This window comes from Pseudomonas sp. (assembly GCF_049301935.1).
GTDB lineage: Bacteria > Pseudomonadota > Gammaproteobacteria > Pseudomonadales > Pseudomonadaceae > Aquipseudomonas.
On record NZ_JBAQLP010000047.1, the window covers coordinates 1 to 15,508 of the forward strand.

At 62.1% G+C, this 15,508-nt stretch carries 13 protein-coding genes and 1 pseudogene; 11 read left to right on the forward strand and 3 right to left on the reverse strand.

All coding sequences use genetic code 11. The annotated features are described in order from the left end of the window. From WA145_RS06455 to WA145_RS06480, 6 genes and pseudogenes are all read left to right on the forward strand, one after another. Positions 1-432, forward strand: a pseudogene (locus tag WA145_RS06455) (glutamine synthetase); the annotation flags it as partial. Between the two features lie 198 nt (positions 433-630). Next, positions 631-2,004 carry an aspartate aminotransferase family protein gene (locus WA145_RS06460; protein WP_422580779.1) on the forward strand — a complete coding sequence of 458 codons (1,374 nt, stop codon included), beginning with the start codon at positions 631-633 and terminating at the stop codon, positions 2,002-2,004. A 143-nt stretch (positions 2,005-2,147) separates the two neighbouring features. Then, positions 2,148-3,242, forward strand: coding sequence for a polyamine ABC transporter substrate-binding protein (locus WA145_RS06465; RefSeq protein ID WP_422580780.1), 1,095 nt, complete (start codon positions 2,148-2,150; stop codon positions 3,240-3,242). Between the two features lie 277 nt (positions 3,243-3,519). Continuing rightward, positions 3,520-4,662 (forward strand): polyamine ABC transporter ATP-binding protein, encoded by a 1,143-nt coding sequence (gene potA / locus WA145_RS06470; RefSeq protein WP_422580781.1) that lies wholly within the window; start codon positions 3,520-3,522, stop codon positions 4,660-4,662. A gap of 26 nt (positions 4,663-4,688) precedes the next feature. Next, complete coding sequence (locus tag WA145_RS06475) at positions 4,689-5,570, forward strand: ABC transporter permease subunit (protein ID WP_422580790.1); 882 nt, start codon at positions 4,689-4,691, stop codon at positions 5,568-5,570. 82 nt (positions 5,571-5,652) lie between these two features. After that, a complete protein-coding gene (locus tag WA145_RS06480; RefSeq protein WP_422580782.1) occupies positions 5,653-6,546 on the forward strand; it encodes an ABC transporter permease subunit in 894 nt (297 codons plus the stop codon). 244 nt (positions 6,547-6,790) lie between these two features. Here WA145_RS06480 and norR read toward each other — a convergent pair whose 3' ends face one another. After that, the gene (gene norR, locus WA145_RS06485) at positions 6,791-8,341 is read right to left on the reverse strand and encodes a nitric oxide reductase transcriptional regulator NorR (RefSeq protein WP_422580783.1); all 1,551 of its coding nucleotides are present in this window, start codon (positions 8,339-8,341) and stop codon (positions 6,791-6,793) included. A gap of 174 nt (positions 8,342-8,515) precedes the next feature. Between norR and hmpA the strand changes: the two genes are divergently transcribed. Genes hmpA through WA145_RS06500 form a run of 3 tightly spaced genes read left to right on the forward strand, consistent with a single transcriptional unit; the run spans position 8,516 to position 11,150 of the window. Next, positions 8,516-9,697: an NO-inducible flavohemoprotein gene (gene hmpA, locus WA145_RS06490; RefSeq protein ID WP_422580784.1), complete on the forward strand. Its 1,182-nt coding sequence runs from the start codon at positions 8,516-8,518 to the stop codon at positions 9,695-9,697. A 21-nt stretch (positions 9,698-9,718) separates the two neighbouring features. After that, a complete protein-coding gene (locus WA145_RS06495) occupies positions 9,719-9,973 on the forward strand; it encodes a transmembrane sensor/regulator PpyR (RefSeq protein WP_422580785.1) in 255 nt (84 codons plus the stop codon). Beyond that, a complete protein-coding gene (locus tag WA145_RS06500; RefSeq protein WP_422580786.1) occupies positions 9,960-11,150 on the forward strand; it encodes an NnrS family protein in 1,191 nt (396 codons plus the stop codon). Before WA145_RS06495 ends, WA145_RS06500 begins: the two co-directional genes overlap by 14 nt. On the opposite strand, the gene WA145_RS06505 is transcribed toward WA145_RS06500, so the two are convergent. Together WA145_RS06505 and WA145_RS06510 are read right to left on the reverse strand one after the other, a co-directional pair. Beyond that, positions 11,147-12,370 carry a CaiB/BaiF CoA transferase family protein gene (locus tag WA145_RS06505; RefSeq protein ID WP_422580787.1) on the reverse strand — a complete coding sequence of 408 codons (1,224 nt, stop codon included), beginning with the start codon at positions 12,368-12,370 and terminating at the stop codon, positions 11,147-11,149. The two genes, WA145_RS06500 and WA145_RS06505, sit on opposite strands and share 4 nt — an antisense overlap. Positions 12,371-12,618: 248 nt before the next feature. Next, positions 12,619-13,797: an acyl-CoA dehydrogenase gene (locus tag WA145_RS06510; protein ID WP_422580788.1), complete on the reverse strand. Its 1,179-nt coding sequence runs from the start codon at positions 13,795-13,797 to the stop codon at positions 12,619-12,621. Positions 13,798-13,979: 182 nt separating this feature from the next. On the opposite strand from WA145_RS06510, the gene WA145_RS06515 reads away from it, so the two are divergent. Next, positions 13,980-14,888: a LysR family transcriptional regulator gene (locus WA145_RS06515; protein ID WP_422580789.1), complete on the forward strand. Its 909-nt coding sequence runs from the start codon at positions 13,980-13,982 to the stop codon at positions 14,886-14,888. Between the two features lie 540 nt (positions 14,889-15,428). Further along, positions 15,429-15,508: hypothetical protein (locus tag WA145_RS06520; protein WP_422580791.1), on the forward strand; the 80-nt coding region annotated here is incomplete at its 3' end.

A 15,508-nucleotide genomic window follows, 5' to 3' on the forward strand; every position in this document is an offset into this window, starting at 1 on the left:
AACTCGTTCCGCCGCTTCCTGCCGGACACCTCGGCGCCGGTGAACGTCGAGTGGGGCGAAGAGAACCGCACCGTGGGCCTGCGCGTACCGGAAGCCACGCCGCAGAACCGCCGCGTGGAAAACCGCCTGGCCGGTGCCGATGCCAACCCCTATCTGGTCCTCGCCGCCTCGCTGCTGTGCGGCTATATGGGCATGGTCGATGGCCTGCAGCCGAGCGTGCCGGTCAAGGGCCGTGGCTATGAGCGGCGCAACCTGCGTCTGCCGATCACCATCGAGCACGCGCTGGAGCGCATGGAAGCCTGCAAGGACGCCGAGAAGTACCTGGGCGAGAAATTTATGCGTGGCTATGTCGCGGTGAAGCGCGCCGAGCACGAGAACTACAAGCGGGTTATTAGCTCCTGGGAACGTGAGTTCCTGCTGCTGTCGGTTTAAAACTGCTGCGCTTGGAGATACTGCGTTGAAAACAGGCTCGGACACCGGCCTCGCCGGTGAACGTCCACAGGACGGCCCGAAGGGTAAGCGGAGCGCATCATGCTCATTTACAGTCGTAAACTCCGCTTCCTCGCCTGTTTTCGCCTTGTCTCTCCTGCGCTCGCGACGTTTTAAACGTCGCCAATTAAAGGTGTAGATATGAACAGTCAAGTGACCAACCCGAAAACCCGCGAGTGGCAGGCCATGAGCCGCGAACACCATCTCGCGCCGTTCAGCGATTTCAAACAGCTGGCGGAAAACGGGCCGCGCATCATCACCAAGGCCGACGGCGTGTACCTGTGGGACAGCGAGGGCAACAAGATCCTCGATGCCATGGCCGGGCTCTGGTGTGTGGCGATTGGTTATGGTCGCAAGGAGCTGGCAGACGCCGCCGCCAAACAGATGCAAGAGCTGCCCTACTACAACATGTTCTTCCAGACCGCCACGCCGCCGGCGCTGGAACTGGCCAAGGCGATTGCCGAGCTGGCCCCGGCCGGGATGAACCATGTGTTCTTCACCGGCTCCGGCTCGGAAGGCAACGACACCATGCTGCGTATGGTGCGCCATTACTGGGCGATCAAAGGCCAGCCAAACAAGAAGGTGATCATCAGCCGGGTCAACGGCTACCACGGCTCCACCGTGGCCGGTGCCAGCCTGGGCGGCATGAAGTACATGCATGAGCAGGGCGACCTGCCGATTCCGGGCATCGTGCATATTCCGCAGCCTTACTGGTTCGGCGAAGGCGCCGACATGAGCCCCGAAGCCTTCGGTATCTGGGCCGCAGATCAGTTGGAGCAGAAGATCCTCGAAGTCGGCGAAGCCAATGTCGCCGCCTTTATTGCCGAGCCGATCCAGGGCGCGGGCGGGGTGATCATTCCGCCGGACAGCTATTGGCCGCGCATCCGCGAAATCCTCGCCAAGTACGACATTCTGTTTGTCGCCGATGAAGTGATCTGCGGTTTCGGCCGTACCGGCGAATGGTTCGGCAGTGACTATTTCGGTAACACCCCGCACATGATGACCATCGCCAAGGGCCTGACCAGTGGCTATATCCCCATGGGTGGGCTGATCGTGCGTGACGATATCGTCGAGGTGCTCAACCAGGGCGGCGACTTCAACCACGGCTTTACCTATTCCGGGCACCCGGTGGCCGCGGCGGTGGCCCTGGAAAACCTGCGCATCCTGCGCGAAGAAAAGATTGTCGAGCGGGTCAAGACAGAAACGGCACCCTATTTGCAAAAGCGTCTGCGTGAGCTGGCAGACCATCCGCTAGTCGGTGAAGTGCGCGGCGTCGGCATGCTGGGCGCCATTGAGTTGGTGCAGGACAAAGCCAGCCGCAAACGCTTTAGTGCAGAGGTGGGGGTGGGCATGATCTGCCGCGGTCACTGCTTTAATAATGGTCTGATCATGCGCGCCGTAGGCGACACCATGATCATTTCGCCACCGTTGGTGATTAGCCATGCGCAAATTGACGAGTTGATGACCAAGGCACGCCACTGTCTCGACCTGACGGCCCAGTCGCTGTTGGCCTAAGGTTTAGAGTAACGTCTGAACATTGTAAAAAGTGTCATGTCCTTGCCAGACTGCGCCAGTGCGTCAGTCTGGCTCACCGGAAGGTGGCGCTTGTTGGCTGCATCATCCGCTGGAAAACTAACACGACAACAGGAGCTGTAAGCATGAAAACATTCGGCAAAACCCTTCTCGCGTTGTCCCTGGCGGGCGCCATTGCTGGCGTTGCTCAGGCCGAGGAAAAAGTGCTGCACGTCTATAACTGGTCGGACTATATCGCCGAAGACACCCTGGCGAATTTCGAAAAAGAAACCGGTATCAAGGTCGTTTACGACGTTTTCGACAGCAACGAAACCCTCGAAGCCAAGCTACTGTCCGGCGGTTCGGGTTACGACGTGGTCGTGCCGTCCAACCAGTTCCTGGCCAAGCAGATCAAAGCCGGCGTATTCCAGAAGCTGGACATGTCCAAGCTGCCAAACTGGAAGCACCTCAACGCTGACTTGATGAAAGCGCTGGAAACCGCCGACCCTGGCAACCAGTACGCCTTCCCTTACCTGTGGGGCACCACCGGCATCGGTTACAACCCGGAAAAAGTCAAAGCCGCCCTGGGCGTGGACACCATCGATTCCTGGGACGTGATCTTCAAGCCGGAAAACATGGAGAAGCTCAAGTCCTGTGGCGTTTCCATGCTCGACGCGCCGGATGAAGTCTATGCTGCCGCGCTGCACTACCAGGGCCTGAATCCGAACCCGACCAGCGTCGAGGACGTGAAAAAAGCCGAAGAGCTGCTGATGCAGGTGCGTCCTTACGTCACCTACTTCCATTCTTCCAAGTACATCTCCGACCTGGCCAACGGCAATATCTGCGTCGCCCTGGGCTGGTCCGGCGACATCTTCCAGGCCCAGGCGCGCGCTGAAGAAGCCAAGAACAACGTGCCGGTCGCCTACACCATCCCGAAAGAAGGTGCCGCTTCGTTCTTCGACATGATGGCGATTCCCGCCGACGCCAAGAACGTCGAAGCTGCGCACATCTTCCTCAACTACATCCTGACCCCGGAAGTGATCGCGCCAATCTCTGATTACGTGGCCTACCCGAACGGCAACAGCACGGCAACGCCGCTGGTGGCTGAGGAAATCCGCAATAACCCGGGCATCTATCCAACCGAGGCGGCCAGCAAGAAGCTGTATACCTTCGCCGAGTTGAGCCCATCGGTGCAGCGCGCCGTGACACGCAGCTGGACCAAGGTCAAGTCGGGCCGTTAAGCCCTGGCGACACGCAGCAATCCGGTTCTGGCGGGGCCTCCCGCCAGAAACCCAAAGAACCACAGCCAGCCTGTCGGCGTGATGCAGTAGCCCTGGGTTAACCATCACGACGCGCTGTGTTGCTGCGAATAGTCGAAGAGCACGTTTTTTTATCGTTCGCTGTCCTTGGTCGTCTGCTCGACCCCAAGGCGGTCACACGTGTGTTTTTTTTGAAAATTACAGCCCATTCATTTCAACCGTCCGACGTCGGGCGCTACTTTTGCGGGGAGTTTTGGTAATGGCAGTTGCTTCCAGTGCCTATAAAAAGGTTCTCGAGGGCGATCAGCAACCGAAAGAGGTGCTGGTCAAGATCGAGCGCGTGACGAAGAAGTTCGACGAAACCATCGCAGTGGATGATGTTTCCCTGACCATCAACAAGGGTGAAATCTTCGCCCTGCTCGGCGGCTCCGGCTCGGGCAAGTCGACCCTGCTACGCATGCTCGCCGGCTTCGAGCGGCCCACCGAAGGGCGCATTCTGCTCGATGGTGAAGACATCACCGACCTGCCGCCCTACGAGCGGCCGATCAATATGATGTTCCAGTCCTATGCGCTGTTCCCGCATATGAGTGTGGCGGAAAACATTGCCTTCGGCCTCAAGCAGGACAAACTGCCGAAAGCCGAAATCGACGCCCGCGTCGAAGAGATGCTCAAGCTGGTGCACATGACCCAGTACGCCAAGCGCAAGCCGCACCAGCTCTCCGGTGGCCAGCGCCAGCGCGTGGCCCTGGCGCGTTCGCTGGCCAAGCGGCCGAAACTGCTGCTGCTCGACGAACCCATGGGCGCCCTGGACAAGAAGCTGCGCTCGCAAATGCAGCTAGAACTGGTGGAGATCATCGAGCGCGTCGGTGTGACCTGCGTGATGGTGACCCACGACCAGGAAGAGGCCATGACCATGGCCCAGCGCATCGCCATCATGCACCTGGGCTGGATCGCCCAGATCGGCAGCCCGGTGGACATCTACGAAACCCCGACCAGCCGGCTGGTCTGCGAATTTATCGGCAACGTCAACCTGTTCGACGGCCAGGTGGTCGAGGACATGGAAGGCCATGCGCTGATCGCCAGCCCCGACCTGGAACGCAATATCTACGTTGGCCACGGCGTCAGCACCTCGGTGCAGGACAAGAGCATCACCTACGCCATCCGCCCGGAAAAACTGCTGGTGACCACCGAGCAGCCGAGCTGCGAATACAACTGGTCGCGCGGCACCGTGCACGACATCGCCTACCTGGGTGGCCACTCGGTGTTCCATGTCGAACTGCCCAGCGGCAAGATCGTCCAGTCCTTCGTCGCCAATGCCGAACGGCGTGGCGCCCGGCCTACCTGGGACGATCAAGTATTCGTCTGGTGGGAGGACGATAGCGGGGTGGCATTGCGCTCATGAACATTATTCGAAGCATCAGCCGCCGTATGCCCAAAGGCCGCCACCTGGTTATCGGGGTGCCGTTCCTCTGGCTGTTCCTGTTCTTTATGTTGCCGTTCTTTATCGTGCTGAAGATCAGCTTCGCCGAAGCCGATGTGGCCATCCCGCCCTACACCGATGTGTACAGCTGGGCGGAAAACAAGCTGACCTTGATCATCAACCTGGGCAACTACATCTTCCTCAGCGAGGATGCGCTGTACCTGGAGGCTTACCTGGGCTCCTTGAAAATGGCCACGGTCAGCACCCTGCTTTGCCTGGTGATCGGTTTTCCCATGGCCTATGCGATTGCCCGCGCCGACAAGGACAAGCAAATGGTCCTGTTGCTGCTGATCATGATGCCGACCTGGACGGCAATCCTGATCCGCGTGTATGCCTGGATGGGCATCCTCAGCAACAACGGTCTGCTCAACGCCGTCCTGATGTGGCTGGGGCTGATCAGCGAACCGCTGCAGATCCTCAACACCAACTTGGCGGTGTACATCGGCATTGTTTACTCGTACCTGCCCTTTATGATCCTGCCGCTGTTCGCCAACCTGGTTAAACACGACCAGAGCCTGCTGGAAGCCGCTGCGGACCTGGGTTCGAGCACCTACAACAGCTTCTGGAAAATCACCGTGCCGCTGGCCAAGAACGGCATCATCGCCGGCTGCATGCTGGTGTTTATCCCGGTGGTCGGTGAGTTCGTGATTCCGGAACTGCTCGGTGGCCCGGAGACCCTGATGATCGGCAAGGTGCTGTGGCAGGAGTTCTTCAACAACCGCGACTGGCCGGTAGCTTCTGCGCTGGCGGTGGTGATGCTGGCGATTCTGATCGTGCCGATCATTCTGTTTAACCGTAACCAGGCCAAAGAAATGGAGGGTCGACCATGAAGCCGTTTACTCGCATGGCGTCGATCATTCTGTTTAACCGGCTTATTCCGCACAGCCGAGCCAAAGAGCTGGAGGGGCGAGCATGAAACGTTTCAGTTTCTCCAACTTTATGCTGTGGGCCGGCCTGACCTTTATCTACCTGCCGATGCTGATCCTGGTCATCTACTCGTTCAACGCCTCGCGGCTGGTCACGGTGTGGGGCGGCTGGTCGCTGAAGTGGTACGTCGGCCTGCTCGACAACACCCAGCTGATGAACGCGGTGGTGCGCTCGCTGGAAATCGCCTGCTACACCGCGATTGCCGCCGTAGCGCTGGGCACCATGGCCGCCTTCGTGCTGACCCGGGTGACCCGCTTCAAGGGCCGCACGCTGTTCGGTGGCCTGGTTACCGCGCCGCTGGTGATGCCCGAGGTGATCACCGGTCTGTCGCTGTTGCTGCTGTTCGTGGCCATGGCCCAGCTGATTGGCTGGCCTGCCGAGCGTGGCGTGCTGACCATCTGGATCGCCCACACCACCTTCTGTTCGGCCTACGTGGCGGTGGTGGTGTCGTCGCGACTGCGTGAGCTGGACCTGTCCATCGAAGAAGCGGCGATGGATCTGGGTGCCAAGCCGTGGAAGGTGTTCTTCCTGATCACCATCCCGATGATCGCGCCGTCTCTGGCGGCCGGCGGCATGATGTCCTTCGCCCTGTCGCTGGACGACTTGGTACTGGCCAGCTTCGTCTCCGGTCCAGGCTCGACCACCCTGCCGATGGAAGTCTTCTCTGCCGTGCGTCTGGGCGTGAAGCCGGAAATCAACGCGGTGGCCAGCCTGATCCTGTTGGCGGTGTCCTTCGCCACCTTCCTGGTGTGGTTCTTCGCCCACCGCGCCGAAGAGAAGCGCAAGAAGGCCCTGCAGCAAGCCATGGATGAAACCACCGGTGCAGCATTGATGAACGGCCCGGACAGCCGCCGTGACCCGTCCCAGGTGCATGCCTGATCGCATCAGGCGCTAACCCACAAGGGCCACATTCGTGGCCCTTGTGCATTCTGCACAGTCGCCCCCAAAGCCAGCTCGAAACGCTCAACTGCTGGTTCTACCAGGCTCAACAGCGCGCCCCGCAACCTTGTGATGCAGGCCGGTGTAGCGTGAGCCAGGCCTGGCTAGCGTGCAGGCTCGTAAACACGGCATAGCTGTAGCCGGGTTGGCCATTGTGGCTCTGGCAGATGCCGTACTGCGGGACTTATTGCATACCCAGACGCTTGGCCAGGCGGATCAGGTTGGCGCGGTCGATGCCCAGTTCGCGGGCGGCGGCGGCCCACTTGTGCTGGTGGCGCGCCAGCGCCTGGCTGATCAGCTGCTTCTGGTAGGCGTCGAGGGCTTCACGCAGTGGCAGTTCGCTGCGCGGCTCTGCTGCGCTTGGCGTTGCAGGTACTGCGGCGGTTTGACTGGTCGGCAGATCCAGATGGGTGCTGTCGATGCTAAGGATGCGCGGGCGTTCGCGGCAACCGGCCAGGGCCTTGAGGGCGGCGCGGCCGATCAGGTGTTCGAGTTCGCGCACGTTGCCTGGCCAGTTGTAGGCCAGCAGGCTGGCCTGGGCATCGCTGGTCAGGCGTAGGCTGCGTAGGCCCAGGCGGGCGCGGTTGGCTTCGAGGAAGTAACCGGCCAGCAGCAAGACATCGCGGCCGCGTTCGCGCAGCGCCGGGACTTTTAGCGGATAGACGCTGAGGCGGTGATAGAGGTCGGCGCGAAAGCGCCCGGCGCGTACTTCCTCGGCCAGGTCGCGGTTGCTGGCGGCCAGCACGCGCACGTTGACCCGCTGTTCCTGGTCGGCACCGACCCGTTGCAGCTGGCCGCTTTGCAATACGCGCAGCAGCTTGGCTTGCACGGCCAGCGGCAGCTCGCCGATTTCATCGAGAAACAGGCTGCCGTCGTCGGCCAGTTCGAACTTGCCGCAGCGCTCGTTGTGCGCACCGGTAAAGGCCCCACGCACGTGGCCGAACAGTTCGCTTTCCACCAGATTGTCCGGCAGCGCCGCGCAGTTGAGGCTGATCAGCGGCTTGGCCGCGCGGGGTGAGGCGGCGTGCAGCGCCTCGGCGACCAGCTCCTTGCCGACCCCGGTTTCACCACTGATCAGCACGCTTAGCTCACTGTTGCCGACCAGCGCGATTTCCTCTTGCAGGCGCTTGTGCACGGCGCTCTGGCCGATCAGTTCGCGCGGGCGCTGCTGACCGGCGGCCTGCTTATAGGCCTCGGCCAACTGGTGCTGATCCTCGGCGCGCCGCAGCAGCGCATTGATCCGCTCGCTGGCCATCACCGTGGCGGCGGCCAGGCTGGCGAAGGCTTGCAGGTTATCCAGGTCGAGCTGGCCGAAACTCGCCGGGTCGAGCGAGTCGAGGGTCAGCAGGCCCCAGGGCTGCTCCTGCACATACAGCGGGCAGCCGAGGCAGTCGTGTACCGGCAGGTGGCCGCGATGGCCGTCGACCAGGCCGTCATAGGGGTCGGGCATCTCGCAATCGGTGGCAAAGCGGGTCGGCCCGCGTTGCGCCAACAGCGCCTGCAGGCGCGGGTGTTCATTGAGCTTGAAGCGCCGGCCGAGGGTGTCGGCGCTCAGGCCCTCCACGGCCAGCGGAATCAGCACCTCGCCATCGAGTTTGAGCAGCGCCACGGCGTCGCACGGCAGCAGCTGCCGCAGCGCTTGCAGCAGGCGGCGATAGCGCTCGGCTTGCGGCAACTCGCGGGACAGGTCGGCAACCAGGGGAATCAGGGCGGCAAGCAATGGATTTGCTGTCATAAGGACACGTCAGTTGTCATTTAGACTCAAAACGCTTGCTGTCATAAAGACACAATCATTTATAAGCCTATGATTTATATAAACAAAATTATTGGCACGCTTCCTGTAATAGTCAGGGTGATATGAACCGCATCGCTGCGCAAGTGCAGCGTGTCGCCCTGATGAGGAAGCTCTATGTTAACCCCTGCCCAAACCGCCCTGATCAAAGCCACCGTACCCCTGCTGGAGAACGGCGGTGAGGCCCTGACCCGGTACTTCTACCAGATGATGCTCAGCGAGTACCCCGAGGTGCGCGCGCTGTTCAATCAGGCGCATCAGGCCAGCGGCGGCCAGCAGCGTGCCCTGGCCAATGCGGTGCTGATGTACGCCCGGCATATCGACCGGCTGGAGGCGCTGGGGCCGCTGGTGGGGCAGATCGTCAACAAGCATGTGTCGCTGCAGATCCTGCCCGAGCACTACCCGATTGTCGGCAGCTGCCTGCTGCGGGCGATTCGTGAAGTGCTGGGTGAGGAGATCGCCACCGATGCGGTGATCGAGGCCTGGGGCGTGGCGTATGGGCAGCTGGCGGACATCCTCATCGGTGCCGAAGAGGCCGCCTACAACGCCAACGCCACGGCCGAGGGTGGCTGGCGCGGGGCGCGCAGTTTCCGCCTGAGCCGCAAGGTGCAGGAGAGTGAGGAGGTCGTCTCGCTGTACCTGGTGCCGGCCGATGGTGCTGCCGTGGTCGATTTCCAGCCCGGCCAATACATCGGCCTGCGCCTGTTGGTGGATGGCGAGGAACAGCGTCGCAATTACTCGCTGTCGGCCCTAAGCAATGGCCGCGAGTACCGCATCAGCGTTAAACGCGAGGTGGACGGCAAGGTCTCCAATTACCTGCATGACCAGCTGCAGGTCGGCGACAGCCTGGAGCTGTTCGCCCCGGCGGGGAATTTCGTGCTGCGCGACTCCAACAAGCCGCTGGTGCTGATCACCGCTGGCGTCGGCATCACCCCGGCGCTGAGCATGCTGGAAGCGGCGCGCGATACGGGCCGCGATATCCACTTTATCCACTGCGCCCGCCACGCGGGTGTGCATGCCTTCCGCGAGTGGGTCGAAGCGCAGCGCGATGAGCGTCCGCAGCTGCGTCATTACGTCTGTTACAGCGAGCCGCGCGACGGCGATCAGGCGGATGCCGAAGGCCTACTGAGCCTGGAACAGTTGTCTGAGTGGCTGCCCGAGCAACGCGATCTGGATGCCTACTTCCTCGGCCCCAAAGCGTTTATGGCGCAGGTCAAACGGCATCTGCACAGCCTCGGCGTGCCGGCGGCGCAGAGCCACTATGAGTTCTTTGGCCCGGCCAGCGCGCTGGACAGTTAGTAACGCGACCTGGAGGTGATTATGTTGGCGTATCTATCCTGCCCCGCGCGGGCACTGCAACTGGCGAACCGCCTGCTGCTGGTCGGCGTGCTGCTGTTACTCAGTGGCTTGTTGGGCGCCTATGGTCTGGAGGCGCAGCTGAACATGGGCAGCCTGGTCACGGCGCACTCGCTAACGATCATCGGCCCCGGCCTGCTCAAACTCGGTTATGTGCTGCGCCTGGCCGCGCAGCAACACCTGCGCACGCAACAGGCGCCGTGCTGTGCAGTTGCGTGACCGGCAGCAGGCGCTGGCCATTGCGCCACTGTGGCGGCTGGGCTTTCGCCCGTTCTTTCTCGGCGGGGCGCTGTTTGCTCTACTGGCGATTGCTCTCTGGGCGCTGGCGTTGCTGGGTTATCTGGCGGGTTGGCAGCCGGTGGGCGGCAGCCTGGCCTGGCACCGGCATGAGCTGCCGTTCGGCTTTGCGGTGGCGATTATTGCCGGTTTTCTGCTCACCGCCGTGCAGAACTGGACGGGGCGGCCGGGCCTGAGCGGGTGGCCACTGGCCGCGTTGTTCAGCCTCTGGTTAGTGGCACGGCTGGCCTGGCTGCTCGGTGCGCCGTTGCCACTGTTGCTGGCGCTGCAACTGCCCTTTCTACCGCTGCTGGCGTTGTTGCTTGGACGGCAGCTGTGGCAGGTACGCCAGTGGCGCAACTACCCGCTGGTGGCTGTGGTGTTGCTGATGGCGGGTTGCGAGTGGTTGCTGCTGTATGGTTTGGCGCTGGGTGACGATGGGCTGCAGCGACGCGGTGCATTGGCTGGCTTATGGCTGATCGCGGCGCTGGTGAGCATTATCGGCGGGCGGGTGATTCCGTTCTTCACCCAACGCGGCCTTAATCGAGCGGAGCCTGCTGCGCCGCAGCCACGCCTGTATCTGCTGGTGCTGCTGTTGTCGCTCAGCCTGGCGCTGCTGTTTGCCAGCGGCGTTGCCTTACAGCCGTCGCTATGGATGCTGCCGCTGTTGCTGGCTCTGGTTGCGCTGCATGGTTTGCGTTTGTGGCACTGGTACGACGCCGGGATCTGGCGGGTGCCGCTGCTCTGGTCGCTGCACCTGGCCTATGCCTGGCTGCCGCTGGCGTTAACGGCCCTGGCGGCCTGGCATCTCGGCTGGCTGCACAACCCCAGCCTGGCTTACCACGCGCTGGCGCTGGGTACGCTCGGCGGGGCAATTCTGGCGATGCTCGCGCGGGTCAGCCTTGGTCATACCGGACGGCCGTTACAGCCGCCGGCAGCCATGGGTTGGGCGTTTGCCAGTGTGCAGCTGGCGGTGCTGGCGCGGGTGCTGCTGGTGCCGTTCGCGCCGGCTGCGGGATTAGGATTGTCCAGCCTGTTATGGGTCGCGGCCTTTGCCCTGTTTGTGCGTCATTATACGGGGATGTTCTGCAGCGCGCGGGTGGATGGGCAGCCGGGTTAAAGCACCCCACTTTCACGCAAGGCGGCGATCTGTTCCGCGCTCAGGCCCAAGTGACGGCTTAGCACTTGCTCGGTGTGTTCGCCGAGCAGCGGCGGTGCGTTGCGGTATTGCACCGGGGTTTCCGATAGGCGCAGCGGGCTGGCGACCTGGGGCGTGGTGCTGCCCAGGCTGTTGGGCAGGTCGAGGCGCAGGCCGCGGGCTTGTACCTGGGGGTCGGTAAATACCTGGGCCAGGTCGTTGATCGGCCCGCACGGCACGCCGGCGGCTTCCAGCAGCGTTACCCATTCGGCGGTGGTTTTGAATACCGTGGCCTGGCGTAGCAGCGGGATCAGCTCGGCGCGGTGGGCGACGCGGGCCTGGTTTGAAGAAAAACGCGAGTCGTCGGCCAAAGCCGTAAGGCCGGCGACCTCGCAAAGTTTGCGGAACTGCCCGTCGTTGCCCACGGCGATGATGAAGTTGCCATCGGCCGAGGGGAAATCCTGGTAGGGCACGATATTCGGGTGGGCGTTGCCCAGGCGTTTGGGCGGCACGCCGGTGTTCAGGTAATTCATCGCCTGGTTGGCCAGGCAGGCCACCTGCACGTCGAGCAGGGCGACATCAATATGCTGGCCGAGGCCCGATTGCTCGCGCTGATTCAGCGCCGCCAGCACGCCGACCGTGGCGTACAGGCCGGTAAGGATATCGGTAAGGGCGACGCCGACCTTTATCGGGCCGGCGCCCTCCTCGCCGTCGGGCTTGCCGGTCAGGCTCATCAGCCCGCCGAGGCCCTGGATCATAAAGTCATAACCTGCTCGCTTGGCGTAGGGCCCGTTTTGCCCGAAGCCAGTGATTGAGCAGTAGATCAGCCGTGGGTTGATGGCTTTCAGCGATGCGTAGTCGAGGCCGTAAGCCGCCAGACCGCCGACCTTGAAGTTCTCCAGCAGTACATCGCAGTTCCGCACCAGCTCGCGCACTAGGCGCTGGCCTTCGGCCTGGGTGAAATCCAGGGTCACCGACTGCTTATTGCGGTTGGCGCTCTGGAAGTAGGCTGCCTCGCGCGAGTCGTTGCCCTCGGCATCCTTCACATAGGGCGGGCCCCAGTGACGGGTATCGTCGCCGCTGCCGGGACGTTCGACCTTGATCACCTCGGCCCCCAGATCGCCAAGAATCTGCCCGGCCCAGGGCCCGGCGAGTACGCGGGATAGATCGAGAACGCGGATATGCGAAAGGGCGCCGGACATGGAAAGCCTCACGGGAGAGAAACGTAGGATGGGTTGAGCGCAGCGATACCCATCGGGCCGAGTGATGGGTTACGCCGCTGCGCGGCTAACCCATCCTACGAAGTCGCTTAGAACCTGCTTACGATCTCGCGAGCTAGAGCCATGCAAGGCAAAAACAGGAAAGGAAGCGGAATGTACTTTTGTACATGAGCATTCCGAGCCTGTTTTTAACGCAGCAGGGCCGACGCGCAGCAGATCGAAACAGGTTCTTAGAAGAACGCCTGCAGCCCGGTCTGCGCGCGGCCGAGGATCAGCGCATGCACGTCGTGGGTGCCTTCATAGGTGTTGACCACTTCCAGGTTGACCAGATGGCGGGCCACGCCGTACTCGTCGCTGATGCCGTTGCCGCCGAGCATGTCGCGGGCCAGGCGGGCGATGTCCAGGGACTTGCCGCAGCTGTTGCGCTTCATCATCGAGGTGATTTCCACCGCGGCGCTGCCTTCGTCCTTCATCCGGCCGAGGCGCAGGCAACCTTGCAGGGCCAGGGTGATCTCGGTCTGCATATCGGCGAGCTTTTTCTGAATCAGCTGAGTTTGCGCCAGTGGGCGACCGAACTGCTTGCGATCCAGGGTGTACTGACGCGCAGTGTGCCAGCAGAACTCGGCCGCGCCCAGCGCGCCCCAGCTGATGCCGTAGCGGGCGGAATTCAGGCAGGTAAATGGGCCTTTCAGACCGCGCACGTCGGGGAAGGCGTTCTCTTCCGGGCAGAACACGTTGTCCATGACGATCTCGCCGGTGATCGAGGCGCGCAGGCCGACCTTGCCGTGGATCGCCGGGGTGCTCAGGCCCTGCCAGCCTTTTTCCAGGACGAAGCCGCGGATCTCGCCGGCGTCGTCCTTGGCCCAGACCACAAACACATCGGCGATCGGGCTGTTGGTGATCCACATTTTCGCGCCAGTCAGGCGGTAGCCGCCGTCGACCTTCTTCGCCCGGGTGATCATCGAACCCGGGTCGGAGCCATGGTCCGGCTCGGTCAGGCCGAAGCAGCCGATGTATTCGCCGCTGGCGAGCTTGGGCAGGTATTTCTGTTTGGTCGCCTCGTTGCCGAATTCGAAGATCGGCACCATCACCAAGGAGGACTGCACGCTCATCATCGAGCGGTAGCCGGAATCGATGCGTTCGACTTCGCGGGCGATCAGGCCGTAGCACACGTAGTTCAGACCGCTGCCGCCGTATTCGGCGGGAATGGTCGCGCCGAGCAGGCCGGTGTCGCCCATCTCGCGGAAGATTTTCGGGTCGGTCTGCTCATGGCGGAAGGCTTCGAGCACGCGCGGGGCCAGCTTGTCGGCGGCGAACTGCTGGGCGCTGTCACGCACCATGCGTTCTTCTTCGGTCAGTTGCTGGTCGAGCAGCAGCGGGTCGATCCAGTTAAAGCTTGCCTTGGCCATGCGGAAACCTCGAATCAGGACAATAAAGGTGCGGAGATAAACACCCGCTAAGCGTGGGATTGATCCTAGGCGGCTTGTGGCGGGCCTGCAAACGACTAATACGCACCTAGTTGTGCGCTTTACTCACTTCGAGATAGGGTTAAGCAGGATATTTAACCGAATAAAGTGAGAGTGACGCACAGATGCGCCGCAAGATCCCCAGCACCGCCGCCTTGATCGCCTTCGAGTCCGCCGCTCGCAACCAGAGCTTTACCAAGGCCGCGCAGGAACTGAGCCTGACCCAGGGCGCGGTGTGCCGGCAGATCGCCGCGCTGGAAGCCTTCCTTAATATCGAGCTGTTTCGCCGTTCGCGGCGGGGCGTGGTGCTCACCGAGGCCGGGCAATCCTATGCGCGGCGAGTCGCCGGGCAACTGGATGCGGTGGAGCGCGACACCCTGGCGGTGATGGGCCAGCAAGGCGCCATGAATATCGAACTGGCGGTGGTGCCGACCTTCGGCACGCAGTGGCTGCTGCCGCGCTTGAAGGACTTCCAGCGCCTGCACCCAGAGGTCACGGTCAACCTGACCAACCGCACCCGACCCTTTCTGTTTGCCGATACCGAGTTCGACGCGGCGGTGTACTTCGGTGATGGCGACTGGTCGGGTACCCGCTCGCACCTGCTGATGCGCGAGAACGCCATGGCGGTGTGCAGCCCGGCGCTGCTGCAGGACCAGGCGCAGCTGAGCGCCGAGCAGATCGCCGCGCTGCCACTGCTGCAACAGACCACCCGGCCCTATGCCTGGCGCCAGTGGTTCAACGCCCAGGGTTTGAACAGCCCGCGCGATATGAGCGGGCCGCGCTATGAGCTGTTTTCCATGCTGGCTCAGGCCGCCATGCATGAGATGGGCATCGCTCTGATCCCGCCCTTTCTGATCCGCCGCGAGCTGGACGAGGGTCGCCTGGTCATGGCTTCGACGCACAGCCTGGCGAGTGACAAGGCCTATTACCTGATCATCCCCGAGCGCAAGCTAGAGTCGGCGGCGCTATTGCACCTGCGCGACTGGCTGGTGCGGGAGGCCAGTGCCTATGCCGAGTCCAGCGGTTTGAATTAGCCAAGCCCTTGACGTTGACCGAATCAAGCTCCTGACACTGTTGCGACCAGCCCTGGCAGCCTGGCAAGGCCGCGGAGTACAGACGCCACGGCTTAAACTGACCCCGTAGTCAACAATGCCGAGCGCTACAGTTCCAGTAAAAAAGATGCCTTGCTAATGTTCTATTTATTGCACAGTTAAAGAGGCGTAAGGCCCTGATTCATTGGGCTGGCCCCGCCTTGCCGGGCTTGCCCGTTGATCTGATAACGCCGTATCGATGGCGGGAATACCCAGGTTGCAATATGGGCCGGCTAAATACGCTAAGACCCAGCTGTGGCAAGGCTCGCAGCGATTTCATTGGTTGCCCGGTCAGCCGATGACTTGTAGTTATCGCCAAGTTTTACTTCATAACGCCTTGAAGGCTATGGCCTTCGCCTGCAAAATGCCGCGCCCCGCCATAGTGCAACTGCAGCCTGAGCGGGTTTGTGCTGATCCTCCCCAATGCCCGCGTGCCATCCGCAGTGCGCCGGTTCACCAAAAAGATCACGCAGGAGAATTGAAGTGCACATCGGTGTTCCTCTCGAAACCCATGCTGGTGAGACGCGCGTTGCCGCAACTCCCGAAACCATCAAGAAGCTGAT